This is a genomic window from Kitasatospora sp. NPDC058243, from assembly GCF_042882025.1.
In the GTDB taxonomy this organism is placed as follows: domain Bacteria; phylum Actinomycetota; class Actinomycetes; order Streptomycetales; family Streptomycetaceae; genus Kitasatospora.
Window position 1 is genome coordinate 1 of record NZ_JBHVWW010000043.1, and the last position, 18227, is coordinate 18227.

Annotated in this window: 20 protein-coding genes; 10 read left to right on the forward strand and 10 right to left on the reverse strand. The window is 73.7% G+C overall.

The window, feature by feature from the left end:
* Positions 1-223: 223 nt before the first annotated feature.
* The 3 genes from ACFVX9_RS25230 to ACFVX9_RS25240 form a co-directional block, all read right to left on the reverse strand.
* Positions 224-1546 carry a DUF5667 domain-containing protein gene (locus ACFVX9_RS25230; RefSeq protein ID WP_380338099.1) on the reverse strand — a complete coding sequence of 441 codons (1323 nt, stop codon included), beginning with the start codon at positions 1544-1546 and terminating at the stop codon, positions 224-226.
* 270 nt (positions 1547-1816) lie between these two features.
* Positions 1817-2638 carry an ECF subfamily RNA polymerase sigma factor, BldN family gene (locus tag ACFVX9_RS25235; RefSeq protein WP_063351307.1) on the reverse strand — a complete coding sequence of 274 codons (822 nt, stop codon included), beginning with the start codon at positions 2636-2638 and terminating at the stop codon, positions 1817-1819.
* A 569-nt stretch (positions 2639-3207) separates the two neighbouring features.
* Positions 3208-4242 carry an HAD-IB family hydrolase gene (locus ACFVX9_RS25240; protein WP_380380175.1) on the reverse strand — a complete coding sequence of 345 codons (1035 nt, stop codon included), beginning with the start codon at positions 4240-4242 and terminating at the stop codon, positions 3208-3210.
* A gap of 119 nt (positions 4243-4361) precedes the next feature.
* Here ACFVX9_RS25240 and ACFVX9_RS25245 point away from each other — a divergent pair, with 119 nt between their 5' ends.
* The 7 genes from ACFVX9_RS25245 to hemB all read left to right on the forward strand — a co-directional run bounded on the left by ACFVX9_RS25245 (position 4362) and on the right by hemB (position 11736).
* Complete coding sequence (locus ACFVX9_RS25245) at positions 4362-4646, forward strand: glutaredoxin family protein (protein ID WP_063348853.1); 285 nt, start codon at positions 4362-4364, stop codon at positions 4644-4646.
* Between the two features lie 164 nt (positions 4647-4810).
* The gene (locus tag ACFVX9_RS25250) at positions 4811-5557 is read left to right on the forward strand and encodes a 3'-5' exonuclease (protein ID WP_063348854.1); all 747 of its coding nucleotides are present in this window, start codon (positions 4811-4813) and stop codon (positions 5555-5557) included.
* A 107-nt stretch (positions 5558-5664) separates the two neighbouring features.
* Entirely contained in the window at positions 5665-6552 is an 888-nt protein-coding gene (locus ACFVX9_RS25255) for a redox-sensing transcriptional repressor Rex (RefSeq protein WP_363375013.1), read from the forward strand.
* Positions 6553-6652: 100 nt separating this feature from the next.
* A complete protein-coding gene (locus tag ACFVX9_RS25260; RefSeq protein ID WP_387983589.1) occupies positions 6653-7990 on the forward strand; it encodes a glutamyl-tRNA reductase in 1338 nt (445 codons plus the stop codon).
* 41 nt (positions 7991-8031) lie between these two features.
* Positions 8032-9042 (forward strand): hydroxymethylbilane synthase, encoded by a 1011-nt coding sequence (hemC, locus tag ACFVX9_RS25265; RefSeq protein WP_363587777.1) that lies wholly within the window; start codon positions 8032-8034, stop codon positions 9040-9042.
* Entirely contained in the window at positions 9039-10688 is a 1650-nt protein-coding gene (locus tag ACFVX9_RS25270) for a bifunctional uroporphyrinogen-III C-methyltransferase/uroporphyrinogen-III synthase (RefSeq protein ID WP_063348857.1), read from the forward strand. The genes hemC and ACFVX9_RS25270 overlap by 4 nt, the downstream gene beginning before the upstream one ends.
* 67 nt (positions 10689-10755) lie before the next feature.
* Entirely contained in the window at positions 10756-11736 is a 981-nt protein-coding gene (hemB, locus tag ACFVX9_RS25275) for a porphobilinogen synthase (RefSeq protein ID WP_380380182.1), read from the forward strand.
* 92 nt (positions 11737-11828) lie between these two features.
* Here the strand turns inward: hemB and ACFVX9_RS25280 are convergent, their stop codons facing one another.
* From ACFVX9_RS25280 to ACFVX9_RS25290, 3 genes are all read right to left on the reverse strand, one after another.
* On the reverse strand, positions 11829-12095 hold the full coding sequence (locus tag ACFVX9_RS25280) for a hypothetical protein (RefSeq protein ID WP_063348859.1): 267 nt from the start codon (positions 12093-12095) through the stop codon (positions 11829-11831).
* A 227-nt stretch (positions 12096-12322) separates the two neighbouring features.
* Positions 12323-12667, reverse strand: a complete 345-nt coding sequence (locus tag ACFVX9_RS25285) for a rodlet layer protein (RefSeq protein WP_380380184.1) — start codon at positions 12665-12667, stop codon at positions 12323-12325.
* A gap of 77 nt (positions 12668-12744) precedes the next feature.
* Entirely contained in the window at positions 12745-13089 is a 345-nt protein-coding gene (locus ACFVX9_RS25290; RefSeq protein ID WP_031063477.1) for a hypothetical protein, read from the reverse strand.
* A 302-nt stretch (positions 13090-13391) separates the two neighbouring features.
* Here ACFVX9_RS25290 and ACFVX9_RS25295 point away from each other — a divergent pair, with 302 nt between their 5' ends.
* Positions 13392-14048, forward strand: a complete 657-nt coding sequence (locus tag ACFVX9_RS25295; RefSeq protein ID WP_380380186.1) for a hypothetical protein — start codon at positions 13392-13394, stop codon at positions 14046-14048.
* A gap of 79 nt (positions 14049-14127) precedes the next feature.
* Here the strand turns inward: ACFVX9_RS25295 and ACFVX9_RS25300 are convergent, their stop codons facing one another.
* From ACFVX9_RS25300 to ACFVX9_RS25315, 4 genes are all read right to left on the reverse strand, one after another.
* Positions 14128-14508 (reverse strand): hypothetical protein, encoded by a 381-nt coding sequence (locus tag ACFVX9_RS25300; RefSeq protein WP_387983592.1) that lies wholly within the window; start codon positions 14506-14508, stop codon positions 14128-14130.
* A gap of 119 nt (positions 14509-14627) precedes the next feature.
* Positions 14628-14897: a chaplin gene (locus ACFVX9_RS25305; protein WP_063348863.1), complete on the reverse strand. Its 270-nt coding sequence runs from the start codon at positions 14895-14897 to the stop codon at positions 14628-14630.
* A 105-nt stretch (positions 14898-15002) separates the two neighbouring features.
* Complete coding sequence (locus tag ACFVX9_RS25310; protein ID WP_380375485.1) at positions 15003-15245, reverse strand: chaplin; 243 nt, start codon at positions 15243-15245, stop codon at positions 15003-15005.
* A gap of 235 nt (positions 15246-15480) precedes the next feature.
* Complete coding sequence (locus ACFVX9_RS25315) at positions 15481-15732, reverse strand: chaplin (RefSeq protein ID WP_380375483.1); 252 nt, start codon at positions 15730-15732, stop codon at positions 15481-15483.
* 231 nt (positions 15733-15963) lie between these two features.
* On the opposite strand from ACFVX9_RS25315, the gene ACFVX9_RS25320 reads away from it, so the two are divergent.
* Entirely contained in the window at positions 15964-16203 is a 240-nt protein-coding gene (locus tag ACFVX9_RS25320; RefSeq protein WP_380428449.1) for a chaplin, read from the forward strand.
* 232 nt (positions 16204-16435) lie between these two features.
* On the forward strand, positions 16436-18112 hold the full coding sequence (locus tag ACFVX9_RS25325; RefSeq protein ID WP_380488086.1) for an RICIN domain-containing protein: 1677 nt from the start codon (positions 16436-16438) through the stop codon (positions 18110-18112).
* Positions 18113-18227 lie beyond the last annotated feature (115 nt).

An 18227-nucleotide genomic window follows, 5' to 3' on the forward strand; every position in this document is an offset into this window, starting at 1 on the left:
TCGCAAGGCGGAGGAGGGAGTCCATGCGGAGCATCGGCGACTGACGACAACGCGGCGAGGTGCGTGCCCCAACGCCGCCACGCAGGCGGGAGTTTGAAGACACGCCCTAGGTCTCCCGCGACCCCTGGGGGCCTTCCGTGGCTTCCGAGGCACGGCCGAGGGCCCCGGCGATCCTGGAACTCCAGGGATCGCCGGGGCCCCCGGCCGTCCGGTCAGCCGCCGGTCAGCCGCCGAGGAGCCGCAGCCCGGGCAGCAGGCCCGGGATCAGCGGGGGCACCTCGACGCCCTGCGGCTGGCCGGCGGCCGGGGCGCTGGGCGTGCCGGAGGGCTGCTGCGGTGCCTGCGGCGGGGCCGGGACGGCGCTCGGCGAGGTCTTGCCGCCGGTGAGCCCGCTGGTGAGGTCCCCGACGAGCCCGTTGACGGCGTCCGGCGCGCTGCTGGGCAGGGTGCTGGGCAGGCCGCCGCCCTTGGCGCCGATGCCGCCGGGCGTGCTGGCGCCGGTGCTGGCGGGGGCCCGCTCGGTGCCGCCGGGGCGGTTGTTGCCGCCGCTGGTCGCGCCGGTGCCGCCGCCCTGGGCCGGGCGTTCGCCGGGCGCGGTGCCGGAGCCGTTCGCCGGGGTGTCGGCGGGGGCGCCGCCGGTGGCCGGGCCGGCCGTGTCGCCGCCCGCTCCGGTGCCGGCCGGGCCACCGCTCTTGGCGGTGGGCTGGGCCAGGCGCAGGGGCGCGACGTCCTCGCTTATGTCGTCGAAGAGCTGGTCGACCAGGTGGGCCTGCTGGGTGAGCTGGACGGGCAGCTGGCCCGCCAGTTCGGTCCAGCGGCCGTCCTCGCCCTGGGCGAAGCCGGCCAGGGCGCGCATCGGGCCGAGCGAGCCGTTGCTGCGGTAGACCGAGCGGAGCAGCTCGCGGCCCTTGATGGCGTCGGCGTGCATGTCGTCCAGCGCGCGGCGGACCCGTTCGACGGTGCCCGGGCTGAGCCCGGTGGCCGGGCCGGGGTGGCCGACCAGGGTCTTGGCCTCGCCGAGCCTGGTGGCGGCGTTGTCGAGCAGCAGTTCGCCGCGCTCGGAGTCGGTGTCCGCCAGGTCGAGCCTGAGCCCTTCGAGGCCGCGCTTCATGCCGTACAGCGTGTCCCCGGGGAGGGCGTTGGAGCTGGCGGCGGCGGCGCCGGCGAGGCTGCCGACGGCCAGTCCGGCGACCAGTCCGCCGATCGCGAACCGGCGGCTCCAGCGGCCGCGCGGCGCCGTCCGGATGGCCCGGTGCCGGCGTTGGCGGGGCACCGTGGCGCCCGGTCCGCCGGCGAAGGCCTGCTCGAACGCGGCCATCAGCTGCGCGCGTTGGACGGTCCGTACCTCCGGGTCCAGCGCTGGTCCGGGCATCGCGCCCAGTGCGTCGGTCAGGCCGACCAGTTGGGCCATCGCGACCGAACCGGCGCCGGTGGCAGCGGTGTTGGCCGATTCGGCGTCCGCTGCGCCGCGCTGCTCCGCCCGGTGGGCCTCCAGCGCCTCGGCGAAGGCCTTCGCCCGTCGGTGCTCCAGCACGTTTGCCGTCACGGGCCACACCTCCCTTCGTCGTTGTCGACACCCCGGCCTGCCGGACGGTTGCCTCGGCGGGCCAAAGCCACTCCATCGGGTGACAGGTCGCAATTCGGCTTGACCGTACGCCTGGTGGGGACTTGCACGCTGGCCAACGAGTGGTGCGGGCGGTGGGTTACGCACGGCTGATCATCGGATCGACCGTTCACCCGGACGTGTCGGTCGGGTGCGGATGGTGACGGCCGGTCGGGCTGCCCGCCGGCTATGCCTCCCCCGGTCACCGCGGCCTCACCGGGCGTCCGGCGGCAGCAGCCGGGCCAGGGTGCGGACGGCGCGGTACTGGAGGGTCTTGATGGCACCCTCGTTCTTGCCCATGATCCGCGCGGTCTCGGCCACCGAGAGCCCCTGGAGGAAGCGGAGCGTCACGCACTCCTGCTGCTGCGGGTTGAGCCGGTGCACCGCGTCCAGCAGGGCGGCGTTGGAGAGCGACTCCAGCACCGACTCCTCCGGGCTGCGCTCGCACTCGTTGGAGTCGAGCATCTCGCCGGTGGTCACCTCCAGCCGGAAGCGGCTGGACTTGAAGTGGTCGGCGACCAGGTTGCGGGCGATGGTCACCAGCCAGGCGCCGAAGTCCCGGCCCTGCCAGGTGAAGGTGCCGATCCGGCGCAGCGCGCGCAGGAACGTCTCGCTGGTGAGGTCCTCGGCGGTGGCCCGGCTGCCGACCCGGTAGTAGATGTAGCGGTAGACGGTGTCCGCGTAGTGGTCGTAGAGCCGGCCGAAGGCCTCGCTCTCGCCGGCCTGGGCCCGCTCGACCAGCTCCATGATCGGGTTGTGCTCGGTCTCGTAGCCGGGGCTCGGCGCGGTCCGGGCGCGGCCGCGGCCGACGCCGGTGCTGCCGGTCCGGCCGCGCGAGCCGGTGCCGGTGGAGCCGGCGGCGGTGGTGCGCAGTGCCAGGCCGGAGCCGTGCGGGTGGCCGAACGGGGCGCCGGCGGGCACGAGTTGGGGCGAGGCGGCGAGCTGGCTGCGGAGCAGGTTGCGCAGCAGGTCCAGGCCGGTGGAGATCTGCCGGTCGGCGACGGGGCGGCCGCGGAGGCCGGTGCGGGGGCGCAGGGGCGCGGACGACGGGCGGGAGGGTGCAGGCGCGTCGTTCCGGACGGGTGGGTACACGGGACTCCCAGAGGCAGAACTGTGGACGGATCACCTCCGCCTGCGCGGAGAGCACTCCCGCGCCGCCCGTTCGAGCGGGGCGCGTGGGTGACGTGCATCCAGGAGAGAATAACGCTTTGTGCAATGACAGCTACACCGTGTGGTCGAAGTGGTCGTTTGGGATCCATTTATCGCGCATATTCGGCTGACTCTGACCGGACCTGCCATCGTTCATCCGGCTCAACGTGACCGTTCGGGCGCCCAGGGTGACCAATTCGGCGGTCCGGCCGGTGGTTTCCCAGTCTTGAGGCCTGGCAACCCCCGACTTTCCTGGTCTGGCGAACGATCAGAACCGGTCACCGGCTGACAGGTTCGCTCATTGGGCCGGAAAGCCGTACCGGAAACGGGAGTTCGCCCGTACGAGGGGCCAGGTCAGAGGCCTGGTTGACGGCCGGACACCCGCGCGGGAAGGCCGTGGGGAGGCCTCGGGCAGGCCCGGCGGCGGGGGCGCGACCGGGGGCGGCGGGAGCCCGTCAGGCGCAGCGGCGGCGGCGGTTCAGGGCCACCCCGGCGGCCGCCGCACCCGCGAGCACCCCGAGCGCGGCCGCCGCCGGCAGCCCCACCCGGGCCGCCTTCCGGCCGGTCCGGAAGTCCCGCACCCGCCAGCCCTGGGCCCGGGCGTGGCGGCGCAGCGCGCCGTCCGGGTTCACTACGTACGGGTGGCCGACCAGCGAGAGCATCGGGATGTCGTTGGCCGAGTCGCTGTACGCGGCGCAGCGGTCGAGGTCCAGCCGCTCGTGCCGGGCCAGCGCGTGCACCGCGGCCGCCTTGGCCGGGCCGTGCAGCAGCTCGCCGACCAGCCGGCCGGTGTACAGGCCGCCGTCGGCCTCGGCGACAGTGCCCAGGGCGCCGGTCATGCCGAGCCGGCGGGCGATCACCCGGGCCACCTCCAGCGGGGCGGCGGTGACCAGCCAGACCCGCTGGCCGGCGTCCAGGTGCATCTGGACCAGGGCGCGGGTGCCGGGCCAGATCTTGTCGGCCACGACCTGCTCGAAGACCTCCTCGCAGATCGCCTCCAGGTCGGCGGTGCGCTTCCCGGCGACCAGGCCGAGCGCGGTGTGCTGGGCGTCCGAGATGTGCTCCGGGTCCTCGGCGCCGTTCAGCCGGAACCAGGCCTGCTGCCAGGCGAACCGGGCGATGTCGCGGCGGGTGAGGAAGCCGCGCCGGTAGAGGCCGACCCCGAGGTAGAAGATCGCGGCCCCGCGCAGGATGGTGTTGTCGCAGTCGAAGAACGCGGCGGCGCGCGGGTCGCCCGGCTCGGGGGTGTGGTTCTCGGCCGGGGCCTTGGGTGCCTTGCCGGGCCTGCCCGCGGCGGGCGCGGCGCTCTCGGTGGAGCTCTCGGCCGGAGCGGTGCTCCCGGTGGGCGCGGTGCTCTCCGCGGGGGCGGTGGCCGGCTCCGGCTCGGCCTGCAGCGCGGCTGCCGCCGCCTCGGCGGCAGCCTCGCCCGCCAGGGCGCTCCGCTCGGTGGTGGAACGCTTCGCCTGGGTGAGCCTTCGGAGCACGGCCATGTCATCGAGCATAGCCAGCCGGGCGCGCGGCGGCCGTGACGGCGCCGTGCCCGCGCGGTGAACACCGGGCGGTCCCGGGCGCCGGCGGGGCGGCCGCCGGGCGGGCGGACAATGGCCGGGTGAGCCCACTGCTGCGACGTGACAAGAGCCCGAAGCCCGCGCCGGCCGACCGCACCGTGACCCTGGTCGGCAAGCCCGGCTGCCACCTGTGCGACGACGCCCGGGAGGTGATCGTCCGGGTGGCGGGCGAGCTGGGCGCGACCTTCGAGGAGAAGGACATCACCCAGGACGAGGAGTTGTACCGGCGCTACTGGGAGCAGATCCCGGTGACCCTGATCGACGGCCGCCAGCACGACTTCTGGCGGGTCGACGAACGCCGCCTGCGCGCCGCCCTCGGCGGCTGACCGATCCCGCGCGCCACCGCCGCCGCCCCCGCCGCTCGGCGGGGGCGGTTCGCCGAATCGTTGTCAAAGACACCCCGGTCCGGCTTGAGCCGGGGCCGGTTGGTCGGCTTACGATCGAACGCGTTTGCGCCCAAGGGGGGGCTGAGCACACGAGGAGTGCCGCCATGCTTCCCGGCCCGACCCCTGGGACGCCCGAAGCCCCGCCGGGCGCCCGGGGCTTCGCCGTGGTGGACGTGGAGGCGACCGGCCGCAGTCCGTGGCGGCACCGGGTGGTCGAGATCGCGGTGGTCCTGCTGGACGAGCGGCTGCGCCCGGAGGCGGAGTTCGCCACCCTGCTCGACCCGCTGGGTCCGGTCGGTCCGACCCATGTGCACCGGATACACCAGGCGGACGTCGAGGGCGCCCCGCGCTTCCGGGAGATCGCCCCGCGGCTGCTGGAGCTGCTGGCCGGCCGGGTGCTGGTGGGTCACCACGTCAGCTGCGACCACGGATTCCTGGATCGCGAGTTCGCCCGGATTGGGGTCGCGCTGCCGCCCGTGCCGCTGCTGTGCACGATGCGGCTGGCCCGCGCCCACCTGCCGCAGGCCCGCGGCCACGGCCTGGCGGCCTGCGTGGAGGCGGCGGGCCTGGGCTGGTACCCGGCGCACACCGCGCTGGGCGACGCCCGGGTGACCGCCGAGCTGCTGCGGCACTGCGTCGGCGTCCCGTCCTGCCCGCCGGACGACTGGGCGGGCCCGCTGCGCGAGGCGGCCCGGGTGCCCTGGCCGCGGCTGGGCCGGGCCCGCTCCCGTTCGTCCGGCACGCCCGTCCCGCTGGTGCGCCGGGAGGCGCCGTACGGCCCGTGGCTGCCCGGGGTGCCCGCCCCGGCCGTCCTCCTGACCGAGCGCGGTGCTATGGGTTCGACGGCGTGATGCGCATCACTGTGTGGGGACAAAACGGACACCATCTTTGTGCACACGTTCACAAACGCATAGCCTGGCTGCCAAAGCCCAGCTTCACCCACAGGAGCACCGTGGCAATCGGCCGATCACCACAGAGCAGTTCGCAGACGCCCGACCAGGGCGCCGCGCGCCGACCCTCGCGTGCCCGGGGCATCCCGGAGGCGACCGTCGCCCGCCTCCCCCTCTACCTGCGCGCGCTCACCGCGCTCTCCGAGCGTTCGGTGCCGACGGTCTCCTCCGAGGAGCTGGCCGCCGCCGCCGGCGTGAACTCGGCGAAGCTGCGCAAGGACTTCTCCTACCTGGGCTCCTACGGCACCCGCGGCGTCGGCTACGACGTCGAGTACCTCGTCTACCAGATCTCCCGCGAGCTGGGCCTGACCCAGGACTGGCCGGTCGTCATCGTCGGCATCGGGAACCTCGGCCACGCCCTCGCCAACTACGGCGGCTTCGCCTCCCGCGGCTTCCGGGTGGCCGCCCTGCTGGACGCCGACCCGAACGTGGTCGGCGGCAGCGCGGCCGGCCTGCCGGTGCGGCACATGGACGAGCTGGAGTCGATCGTCGAGAGCCAGCACGTCTCGATCGGTGTGATCACCACCCCGCCCGGTGCCGCCCAGCAGGTCTGCGACCGGCTGGTGGAGGCCGGCGTCACCAGCATCCTCAACTTCGCCCCGACCGTGCTGACCGTCCCGGACGGCGTGGACGTGCGCAAGGTCGACCTCTCCATCGAGCTGCAGATCCTGGCCTTCCACGAGCAGCGCAAGGCCGGCGAGGAGCCGGACCGCACCGAGTCGGTGCTGGACCGCGCCCCGGGCCCGGTCCGGGCGGCGGCCGCCAAGCTGCGCCGCGCGGCGGGCGGCAACGGCAAGGGCCGTGGCACCGCCGAGACCGCGGCCAAGGACCAGGCCGAGCAGGGCCAGTCCGGCAAGGGCGGGGAGGGCGATCTCCCCGCGGTGATGCCCGCATGAGCGAGCGAGTCAGTCGCAGGGCGCAGGTCGTGCGGAGCACCCGCCGAGTGGTGCGGGGCGGCCGCATGAGTACGGACAACCGTGGGACCTGGGGGCGGGCGTGAGTCTTCTCGTCGTTGGACTGAGCCATCGCACGGCGCCGGTCGGCGTGCTGGAGCGCGCCGCGCTGACCGGTGAGGTGCCGACCCGGCTGCTGCACGACGCGGCCGCCACCGCGACCGTCGCCGAGGCCGCGCTGCTCAACACCTGCAACCGGATCGAGCTGTACGCGGACGTGGACAAGTTCCACGCCGGCGTCGCCGAGCTGTCGCTGCTGCTCGCCCACCACAGCGGGGTGGACCTGGAGGAGCTGACCTCCCACCTCTACGTCCACTACGAGGACCGCGCCGTCCACCACCTGTTCTCGGTGGCCTGCGGCCTGGACTCGATGGTGGTCGGCGAGGGCCAGATCCTCGGCCAGCTGCGCGACGCGCTGGCCACCGCGCAGGAGGAGCACACCGCCGGGCGCGGCCTGAACGAGCTGTTCCAGCAGGCGCTGCGGGTCGGCAAGCGGGCGCACAGCGAGACCGGCATCGACAAGGCCGGCCAGTCGCTGGTGACCTTCGGCCTGGAGCAGGTCGCGGCGGGCGCGGGCGAGATCGCCGGCAAGCGGGCGCTGGTGGTCGGCGCGGGCTCGATGAGCTCGCTGGCCGCCGCCACCCTGGTCCGCTGCGGCGTCACCGACGTGCTGATCGCCAACCGGACGCCGGCCCGCGCCGAGCGCCTGGTCGAGATCCTCGGCTCCGGTGTGGCCCGCACCCTGGACCTGGCCAAGGTGCCGGAGGCGCTGGCCGACGTCGACCTGGTGATCTCCTGCACCGGCGCGGCCGGTGTGGTGGTCAAGGCCGGGCACGTGGCCGCCGCGGTCGCCGCCCGCACCGCCGACCAGCCGCTCGCCCTGCTCGACCTGGCCATGCCGCGCGACGTCGACCACGCCGTGCACGAGCTGCCCGGCGCCCTGCTGGTGGACCTGGAGAGCCTCTCCCACGCGCACGCCGCCACCCCCGGCGCCGGTGACGTGGACCAGGTCGGCCGGATCGTCGCCGACGAGGTGGCCGCCTTCGGCGCCGCCCAGCGGGCCGCCCGGATCGCGCCGACCGTGGTCGCGCTGCGGGCGATGGCCTCCGGCGTGGTCTCCGCCGAGCTGGGCCGGCTGGACTCCCGGCTGCCCGACCTGGACGAGCGCTCCCGCGCGGAGATCACCCAGACCGTCCGCCGCGTCGTCGACAAGCTGCTGCACGCCCCGACCGTCCGGGTGAAGCAGCTGGCCGCCGAGCCCGGCGGCGCCTCCTACGCGGACGCGCTGCGCGAGCTGTTCGACCTCGACCCGGCGGCCGTGCACGCCGTGTCGGGCACACCCGTCGGCGGCCCCCAGCCCTCGGGCGGGGGCGCCAGATGAACCGTCAGCCATCCCACGAGTACCACCGGGACGATCACCTCATGAATGGTCAACCGATCACGGAGCAGACTCCGGCCGCCACCGCGACCCTGCGGCTCGGCACCCGGCGCAGCGCGCTCGCCATGGCCCAGTCGGGCATGGTGGCCCGCGAGGTCACCCGGGTCACCGGGCGCCCCGTCGAGCTGGTCGAGATCACCACCTACGGCGACACCTCCCGGGAGGCGCTGGCGCAGATCGGCGGCACCGGCGTGTTCGTCTCCGCCCTGCGGGACGCGCTGCTGGAGGGCCGGATCGACTTCGCCGTGCACTCGCTCAAGGACCTGCCCACCGCCGCCCCCGAGGGCCTGGCGCTGGCCGCCGTTCCCGAGCGCGAGGACGCCCGGGACGCCCTGGTCGCCGCCGAGGGCCTGACCCTGGACGAGCTGGTGGAGAAGCTGGCCGGCGCCGGCCGCCCGGCCCGGATCGGCACCGGCTCGCCGCGCCGGATGGCCCAGCTGAACGCCTGGGCCACCGCCCGCGGCGCCGCGCTGGAGACCGTCGCGATCCGCGGCAACGTGGACACCCGGATCGGCTACGTGACCAGCGGCGAGCTGGACGCGGTGGTGCTGGCCACGGCCGGCCTCAACCGGCTCGGCCGCAGCGCCGAGATCTCCCAGCACCTCGACCCGGAGCTGATGGTCCCGGCCCCCGGCCAGGGCGCGCTCGCGATCGAGTGCACCAGCGCCGACACCGACCTGACCGCCGCGCTCGCCGCCCTGGACCACGCCCCCACGAGGGTCGCCGTGGTCGCCGAGCGGGCCCTGCTGGCCACCCTGGAGGCCGGCTGCTCGGCTCCGGTGGCCGCGCTGGCCACCTGGGTCCGACCGAACGAACTGCGGCTGGAGGGCGTGGTCGGCGACCCCGACGGCGCCGCCCTGCTGAAGATGTCCGCCAACGGTCCGATCGTCCTCGACGAGACCGCCGAGCAGCACGCGACGGCCCTCGGCCGCGCGCTGGCCGCCCGGCTGCTCGACGCGGGCGCGGCCACCCTGATGGGGGAGCGAGCCCGATGAGCCCCACCGCCGCCACCGAAACCCCGTTCCCGGGCGGCCAGTCCGCCACCGGACGGTGCACCTTCCTGGGCGCGGGCCCCGGGGACCCGGGGCTGCTGACCCTGCGCGCGGTCGAGGTGCTGTCCTCGGCCGACATCCTGGTCGCCGACCCGCTGACCGCGGTCGCCGTGCGCACCCACTGCCCGGCCGGTGTGCAGGTGCACACCCCGGTCGCCGAGGGCGCGGACTTCAACCTGGCCCGGCTGGTCGCCGAGGCCGTGCGGGCCGGCAAGCACGTGGTCCGCACCGTCGACGGCGACCCGGGCCTGGACGGCTGCGCCGCCGAGGAGATGCTCAGCTGCGCCGGCGACGGCATCCCCTTCGAGGTGATCCCGGGCGTCGCCCAGTCGGTCGGCGTCCCGGCGTACGCGGGCGTCCCGCTGCGCGGCGCGGCCGGCACCGACGTGCGCTTCGTGGACGGCACCGCGCTGCTGGCCGGCAGCCCGGTGGACCTGGGCGCGCCGGAGACCACCCTGGTGGTCCGGACCACCCTGGGCCAGCTGCCGGCCACCGCGGGCGCCCTGGTCGCCAACGGCCGCAAGCCGGAGTCGGCGCTGAGCGCCACGCTCTCCGGCACCACCACCCGCCAGCGGACCTTCACCTCCACCCTGTCCGGCATCGCCGCCGACCTGAAGGCCGCCCGGGTGCTGCCCTCGCCGGTCTCCGCCCCGGTGGACCCGGCGACCTCGGTGATAGCCGTGGTGGGCGAGCAGGTCGCCCACCGGTCCTCGCACTCGTGGTTCGAGACCAAGCCGCTGTTCGGCTGGAACGTGCTCGTGCCGCGCACCAAGGAGCAGGCCACCGGCCTGTCCGAGCAGCTGCGCTCGTACGGCGCGGTGCCGCAGGAGGTGCCGACCATCGCGGTCGAGCCGCCGCGCACCCCGCAGCAGATGGAGCGGGCCATCAAGGGCCTGGTCACCGGCCGCTACGAGTGGATCGCCTTCACCTCGGTGAACGCGGTCCGGGCGGTCCGGGAGAAGTTCGAGGAGTACGGCCTGGACGCCCGCGCGTTCGCCGGGATCAAGGTCGCGGCGGTCGGCGAGACCACCGCGCAGGCCCTGGTGGACTTCGGCGTGAAGCCGGACCTGGTGCCCTCCGGCGAGCAGTCCGCGGCCGGCCTGCTGGAGGACTGGCCGCCGTACGACCCGGTGTTCGACCCGATCGACCGGGTGCTGCTGCCGCGTGCCGACATCGCCACCGAGACCCTGGTGGCCGGCCTGGTCGAGCTGGGCTGGGAGGTCGACGACGTGACGGCGTACCGGACGGTGCGCGCCTCGCCGCCGCCGGCCGAGACCCGTGAGGCGATCAAGGGCGGCGGCTTCGACGCGGTGCTCTTCACCTCGTCCTCGACCGTGCGGAACCTGGTCGGCATCGCGGGCAAGCCGCACAACGTCACGGTCATCGCCTGCATCGGCCCGGCCACCGCCAAGACCGCCGAGGAGCACGGCCTGCGGGTCGACGTGATGGCCCCGGCGCCGTCGGCGGCCGCGCTGGCCCAGGCGCTGGCAGACTTCGGGGCCAAGCGCCGCGACACCGCCACGGCCGCCGGCGAGCCGGTCTACCGGCCCAGCGAGCGCCGTCCGGGTTCGCGCCGCAAGGCCCGCTGACACCCTCGGGACCGGGGGCGGCGATCCGTCGCCCCCGGCACTGCACAACCGTTCGGAGAGAGAAGCCGTGTCCGCTGAATTCCCGTACGTACGCCCGCGCCGGCTGCGCCAGAGCCCGGCGATGCGCCGCCTGGTCGCCGAGACCCGGCTGCACCCGGCGGAGCTGATCCTGCCGCTGTTCGTCCGCGAGGGCGTCAGCGAGCCCGTCCCGGTCACCTCCATGCCGGGCGTGGTCCAGCACAGCCGGGACACCCTGCGCAAGGCCGCGGTGGAGGCGGCCGAGGCGGGCCTGGGCGGCCTGATGCTGTTCGGCGTGCCGGCCGTGCAGGACGCCACCGGCAGCGAGGGCACCAACCCGGACGGCATCCTCCAGCAGGCGATCCGCGACGTGGTCGCCGAGGTCGGCGACGCCCTGGTCGTCATGTCCGACCTCTGCCTGGACGAGTACACCGACCACGGCCACTGCGGCGTGCTGGCCGCCGACGGCAGCGTGGACAACGACGCCACCCTGGAGCGCTACGCCGAGATGGCCCGGGTGCAGGCGGACGCGGGCGTCCACCTGGTCGGCCCGTCCGGCATGATGGACGGCCAGATCGGCGTGATCCGGCGGGCGTTGGACGAGGCCGGACACCAGGACGTGGGCATCCTCGCCTACACCGCCAAGTACGCCTCGGCGTTCTTCGGCCCGTTCCGCGAGGCGGTCGGCTCCTCGCTCAAGGGCGACCGCAAGAGCTATCAGCAGGACCCGGCCAACGCCCGTGAGGCGCTGCGCGAGCTGGAGCAGGACCTCGCCGAGGGTGCCGACCTGGTGATGGTCAAGCCGGCCATGGCCTACCTGGACATCCTGCGCCAGGTCGCCGACGCCTCCCCGGTGCCGGTCGCCGCGTACCAGGTGTCCGGCGAGTACGCGATGGTCGAGGCGGCCGCGGCGAACGGCTGGATCGACCGGGAGCGGATGATCATGGAGACGCTCACCTCGATCCGCCGGGCCGGGGCCGAGCAGATCCTCACCTACTGGGCGGTCGAGGCCGCCGCGATGCTCAAGTAGCCGGCGCCGCAAGGCAGGGCGTTCAAGTAGCAGGCGCAGGACAACGAGAAGGCCGGGCCGCTCCCCGTGGGGGCGGCCCGGCCTTCCGGGTTCTACTTCCAGCCGTTGATGTGCGCGAAGCCCTCGCCGCCGCCGATCACGTCGGTGGAGGTGGCGGCGCCGCCGCCGAAGCCGCCGGCGATGACGTCGCTGGTGTGGCCGACGCCGAAGCCCGCACCGGCCACGAACGGCTGGTCGCCCGAGGCGACGAACTCGCCGCCGCCCGCGAAACCGACGTGCGCGAACGCCGGGGTGGCGGCACCCGCGAGCGCCAGCGCGGCGGTGGCGGTCAGTGCGGCCTTGGCCAGCTTGCTCTTCATGGAAATGCCCTCTCTTTCGGAGCGCCCCGGCGGGCGCTGCCTCTGACACGTGATCACATCCGGCCGTTCGGGTCGGCGCCCCACGCGCCGGTCCGAACGCCCGCTCACCCGGCCGGTCCGCACCTGTTCGGCGGTCGGCCGGACACCTCGCCTGTGGCGCTCGTAGCGCCCGGAGGGCCCGGGGAGACGTACCTCCCCGGGCCCTCCGTCCGTGCCGTGCCCCTTGATCAGCCGATCAGGTGCGAAACGCCCGCGTCGCCCGAGGACTGGGTGTTCTGGCCGACGTTGCAGATCTGCTTCGGGGTGCTGTTCAGGATCGGCACCTCGACCGGAACCGCGACGCCGACCACGGCGACGGCGATGTTGTGAACCTCCGGCAGGCAGATGTTCGCGTTGTCCAGGGTGTGGAAGTTCGGGCTGCCGTTGCCGTGGGTGCCGGTCTGGTTGGTGCCACCGTTGCCCTGGACGGAGGTGGCGGCGCCGTCCGCGTCGACGATGGCGGAGGCCGAGCCGGCGGACATCGCGATGGCGGCGGCGGCCAGGCCGGCGGCGGCGAGGGACTTCTTGATCATTTCCGGTTTTCCTCTCGAGGGGTGAATCGGGGAGCGATTCGAAGGGTGGTTCAGGGGGAGTGCAGCTGGGGGAACGGTCAGCCGACCAGGTGGGACACGCCCGCGTCGCCGTGGCTCTGGGTGCCCTGGCCCTGGGTGCAGTACTGCTTGCCACCGCTGTTGGCGATCGGGACCTCGACCGGGACGGCCACGCCGAGCACGCCCACCGCGATGTTGTGGATCTCGGGGAGGCAGACGTTCGCGTTGTCCAGGAAGTGGAAGTTCGGGCTGTTGTTCCCGACCGTGCCGGTGAAGTTGGTGCCGCCGTTGCCCTCGATGGAGGCTGCGGCGCCGTCCGCGTCACCGATCGCCGAGGCGGGCGCGGCGGCGGCGGCCAGCGCGGCGACGGCCAGGCCGGCGGCGGCGAAAGACTTCTGGATCATGGGGAGATCCCTCTCTGAAATGCTCTTGGTTTCCGTGCGTACAACGCGTAGAACGCTCAGACCCGGTCTGCAGTCACTGACGTCCAGATCAAAGAATGACGGCACGGAAGGTTACGGGGATTTTTGAAAAGAGTCCGGGAGGCGCGTCGTAGGGTGGTTTCCGGTCGGATTATTAGGCCGAACCGGTTAACCGCCGCAATCCGTACCAGCGGTCACTCGTTGAGGCAGATTGCTTTCCGGCTGCGCCCCGCAGCCCCTCCCTTCAGGGATCTCCAGTACGGACAGGCAGAACGGTGAAAAGCATGAAGTTCTCCAAGCGGGCCGGCGCGATGCTGTTGGCGGTCGGTGCGGGCATGCTCGCCTCCCAGGGAGCGGCCGGCGCCGCCCCGGTCAGCCCCGACCAGGTCGGTGCCCTGGAGGACAAGCTGGCCACCCAGCAGGTCCCGGCGGACGTGCCGCTCACCCCGCTCGGCAGCCGCGTCACGGCCGGCATCCCGACCTCGCTGCTCCTGCCGCCGGCGCCCGGCCGCACCACCAGCACCGAGCTCATCCCGGACCGGCTGGTCCCCGAGCTGCAGACCGGGAAGGTCGGCCCGAGCGCCAAGGCCCAGTTGCCGCTCCCGCTGGTCGACCGGGGCGCCGACCTCGGCCAGGTGCTGCTGGAGGCCCCGGCCGCGCCGCTGCACGCCGACACCCCCGGCCTCGCCGTCGGCAAGCCGCTCGCCCTCGTCCAGGACGGCACCGGCCAGCTGGCCGACGGCCGGCTCAAGGTGGACGAGGTGGACCCGCGCCTGGTCACCGGCACCGTGCAGGCCGTCCCCGGGGCCACCGCCAGCCTCGGCGACGACGACCACCCGATCTCGGTCACCGACAAGGTGGGCGACCTGGCCGCGACCACCACCGCGACCACCACCGGCGTGGTGCAGCAGACCGGCCTGACCGACCTGACCCAGCTCTGAGCCCAGCGGCTCCGGGCACGGCGGAGCCCGGCACCCCGGACGCGACCGGGGTGCCGGGCTCCCGCCTGCGCCGGGCGGCTCAGCCCGGCAGCACGCCGGTCAGGCCGCCGACCAGCGGGAGGTCCCGGATGCCGCCGCCCGCGCTCAGCGGGCCGGTCAGCCCGCCGGTGCCGACCGAGGCCAGGCCCTGGTCGGGCTTGACGGTCGCGCCGTTGTTGAGCACGTCGGCCGAGGAGTTCGCCCACGGGTCCAGGCGCAGGTCCTTGACCGGCGCGAGCCCGTAGCCGAGGCCGGAGGTCGTCCCGTTCAGCGCCTGACCGACGTCGGTCTTCGCCAGCTTGGCCGGGCCCGACGCGGGGGCCGAACCGGTCGTGGTGGCGGCCTGTGCCGAACCCGCGCCGAGCAGCATCGTGGCGCCGACGGCGACGACCAGGCAGGCCCCGCTCTTCTTCGAAACCATGCGGATCACCCTTCGGTGGATCGGGGGCCCGGACGGCCACCGGCCGCCCGGGGATGCCGAACTGCCCCCCGGCCGGCTGGTCGGGGGGCAGTACGGCCGGAACGGGTGCCGATCGGGGATCAGCAGTCGTCCGCGGGCGGCGGGGGGAGCTCCACGTTGGCGCAGCTGTTGCCGAAGGCCGGGTTCAGCAGGCCGACGATGTTGATGGAGTTGCCGCACAGGTTGACCGGGATGTGCACCGGGATCTGGACCTGGTTGCCGGACACGACACCGGGGGAGCCGGCGGCCACGCCCTCGGCGCCGGAGCTGGCGGCGGCGGACCCGGCCGCGCCGAGCACCAGGCCGGCAGCGGCGGCGGAGAGGACGGCGGCCTTCTTCACGTTCTGCATGGGGGTTGATCTCCTCGATCACACACGGGTGGAGCGTGCCGCGCCCCGGCGTCGCGGGGCGCGGCACTCGGTGAATCTGCTGTCGCCGGTGCGGCGACGGCCGGTTCAGCCGGCGTTGACGCAGGTGTTGCCGAAGGCCGGGTTGAGCAGGCCGATGACGTTGATGGAGTTGCCGCACAGGTTGATCGGGATGTGCACCGGGATCTGGAGCTGGTTGCCGGAGAGCACACCGGGGGAGCCGGCGGCCACACCCTCGGCGCCGGAGCTGGCGAACGCACCGCCGGCGGCACCGAGGACCAGACCGGTGGCGGCCAGGGACAGGACGGCGGCCTTCTTGAAGTTGCGCATGTCTTTCCTCCGTTTTCTGCCCGACGGATGGGAAATGTCGGGAGCCGGGCGAGCACGAATACTCACCCGCTGGTTTCTGGGGATTGCCGTGATTGTCACTCCGGCGGCGCACACCGGCGTGTTTCGCCCATGGCTCGGGCGTCGACGCGGCCGCCGCGTTGTTCCAGCACCTCGCGAACAATTCCCGCACGGCCGGGAGCGGTTCGGGCAGAGGTGCGACCAGGGGAATTCCCGGTCAGGCGCTGAGGCAGTTATTGCCGAACGCCGGGTTCAGGAGGCCCACGACGTCGATCGAGTTGCCGCACACGTTGAGCGGAATGTGCACGGGCACCTCCACCGAGTTGCCCGAGACCGCGCCGGCCGAGCCGGCCGCGACACCCTCGGCGGACGCGCCGTGCAGGTGGTGGGCGGACGCGACGCCGGCGCCGGCGGCGAGCAGGGCGGCGCCGGCCGCGGTGCCGACGACGCCGTGGGCGAGCTTGCGCATGGGCGGTACTCGATTCGTGTGAAGGGGGCCGGGTGGATCGTGTTCCGCCAGAGAGAACGAGGCACCGTGCGAGGGGAAACGGTCCGGTCCGCTGATCACCCGAATGCCGGTCGCCGTCTCCGTTGGGCCGGATGGGTGACAGTGCGTCCACTGTCGCAACCGGCCCGGGTGGGTGTCGTTCTTGATGTCGCACTCCCCGTGCATCTCTGTATGAACAGTCAGGAGGCTCGTATGAGCATCAAGAAGACCGCCGCCGTCGGCGCGGCCGTGGTGGGCATCGTGGCCGCCGGCGCCGGCACCGCGATGGCCAGCTCCGGCGCCGAGGGTGTCGCTGCGGGTTCCCCCGGTGTCATCTCGGGCAACCAGGTTCAGGTTCCGGTTCACATCCCGGTCAACCTGTGCGGCAACACCATCGACATCATCGGCCTGCTCAACCCGGCGTTCGGCAACCACTGCGCCAACGCGGGCTGATCCTGCTCCCGGTTCGGCCGGTACGAGCCGCTGTTCCGCGCTTCCCTCCTGGGGCGCGGGGCGGCGGCTCTCCGCATGTCCGGGGGCGTGTCGGGGCGTCAGGTTCCGGCGGTGTCACAAGCCTTGTTGCGTTACTTGTCAGTACCTAGAATATGAGACCTGCTCACCTTTCTTGCTCCGCGCCGCTCGGCGCCCGGCCGGGCGGCCCCCCACCCCCCGCAAGGAGTCGCGTGTGATCAGGTCCCGACTGACAGCGGCGCGGCGGCCCCGGACGGTGGCGCGCCGCTCCCCGTACGGCGCGCTGCTCGCCACCGGCGCCCTCGTCGCCACCCTCGGCCTGGCCGGCGCTCCCGCCGCCCTCGCCGACCCGGCCCCCGCGGCCGGCGCCACCCGCCCGGCCGCCATCGTCGCCCTCGGCGACAGCGCCATCTCCGGGGAGGGCGCCGGCACCGACACCAACGACGGCTACTTCCCGGAGACCGACAGCCCCACCAACTACTGCCACCGGCACCCCAAGTCGGAGATCTTCGTCACCGACATCCCCGGCGTCACCCCGATCGACCTCGCCTGCTCCGGCGCCCAGACCGGCGACCTGGTCAGCGACCCCGAGCTCGCCAAGGTCACCGGCTCCGGCAGCGGCGACTTCGGCGAGCCCAAACAGGACGTCAAACTCGCCGACGCGGCGGGCAGGTACGACGTGAAGATGGTCGTCGTCACGATCGGCGCCAACGACGACTTCGACTTCAGCGGGATCATGATGCACTGCCTCGCGCAGTACTTCCCGATCCCCAAGGACCAGGGCTGCCGCGACACCATCGGCAGCGACGAGATCGTCCAGCGCGCCAAGCGGGTCCAGCCCAAGGTCGTCGCGGCGCTCCAGAACATCCGGCAGACCATGCGGAAGGCGGGCTACGCCGACTCCTCGTACCAGCTGGTCTACCAGTCGTACTTCAATCCGATCACCCCGGACATCCGGCGCAACGACTACCTCGGCAAGGTCGCCGACGGCTGCCCGGCCTTCCCCGAGGACCTCGCCTGGGGCCACAACTGGGTGGTGCCGACCTTCAGCGACGCGCTGCGCGGCGCCGCCGAGCAGGTGCCCGGCGTGCGCTACCTCGACCAGCGGCGGGTCGCCTTCGGCCACGAGGTCTGCGCGGAGTGGACCAGCTCTCCGTACGAGTACAGCAACGGGGACGTCATCAACCTCGCCGAGTGGGCCCGCAACGGCTGCGACTCGCAGATCGGCATCCCCGGGCTGTGCATGAACATGGTCCGCCAGTCGTACCACCTGCGGGTGGCCGGCTACCGCGGCGAGGGCGTCTGCCTCGGCCAGTTCTTCGCCAAACCCGAACTGGCGCAGGCCTACTGCACGCTCAACCAGCAGAACACCACCTCCATCCAGCCGCTCACCCCCGGGCAGCCGTTCGCGGACGTCCCCGAGGACGGCTCCTGGTACCAGCTCACCAACGCGGCCAGCGGCAACGCGCTCGACCTCACCGGCGGCGGCACCTACGGCGACTCCACCAACGGCCGGGCCGCCATCACCTATCCGGCCACCGGCGGCCTCAACCAGTCCTTCGTCCTGGAGGCCAAGGCCGGCGGCAGCTACGAGCTCGACTTCAGCGGCAACCGGGACATGTGCCTGGACGCCAACGCCGCCTCCACCGCCGCCGGCACCCGCATCCAGCAGTGGCGCTGCAACGGCGGCGGCAACCAGCACTGGGTCCTCAAGCCGGCCGGCGGCGGCCGCTACAAGATCGCCGACTCCCAGGACCCGACCAAGGTGATCGCCCCCGGCACCACCCTCGACGCCAAGGGCAACCCCGCCGTCGAACTCGCCACCGACACCGGCGCCGCCGGCCAGCTCTGGCAGCTCACCAAACTCGGCATCGTCTACCTCCACGGCTGATCCCCGGCCCCTCCGCGGCTGATCCCCGGCCCCTCCGCGGCGGGGGGCAACCAAAACAAGGGGGGGGGGGTGAGAAAAGGGGTTGGTAGGGGGGGGAGGGTTGTGGGGGACGGGG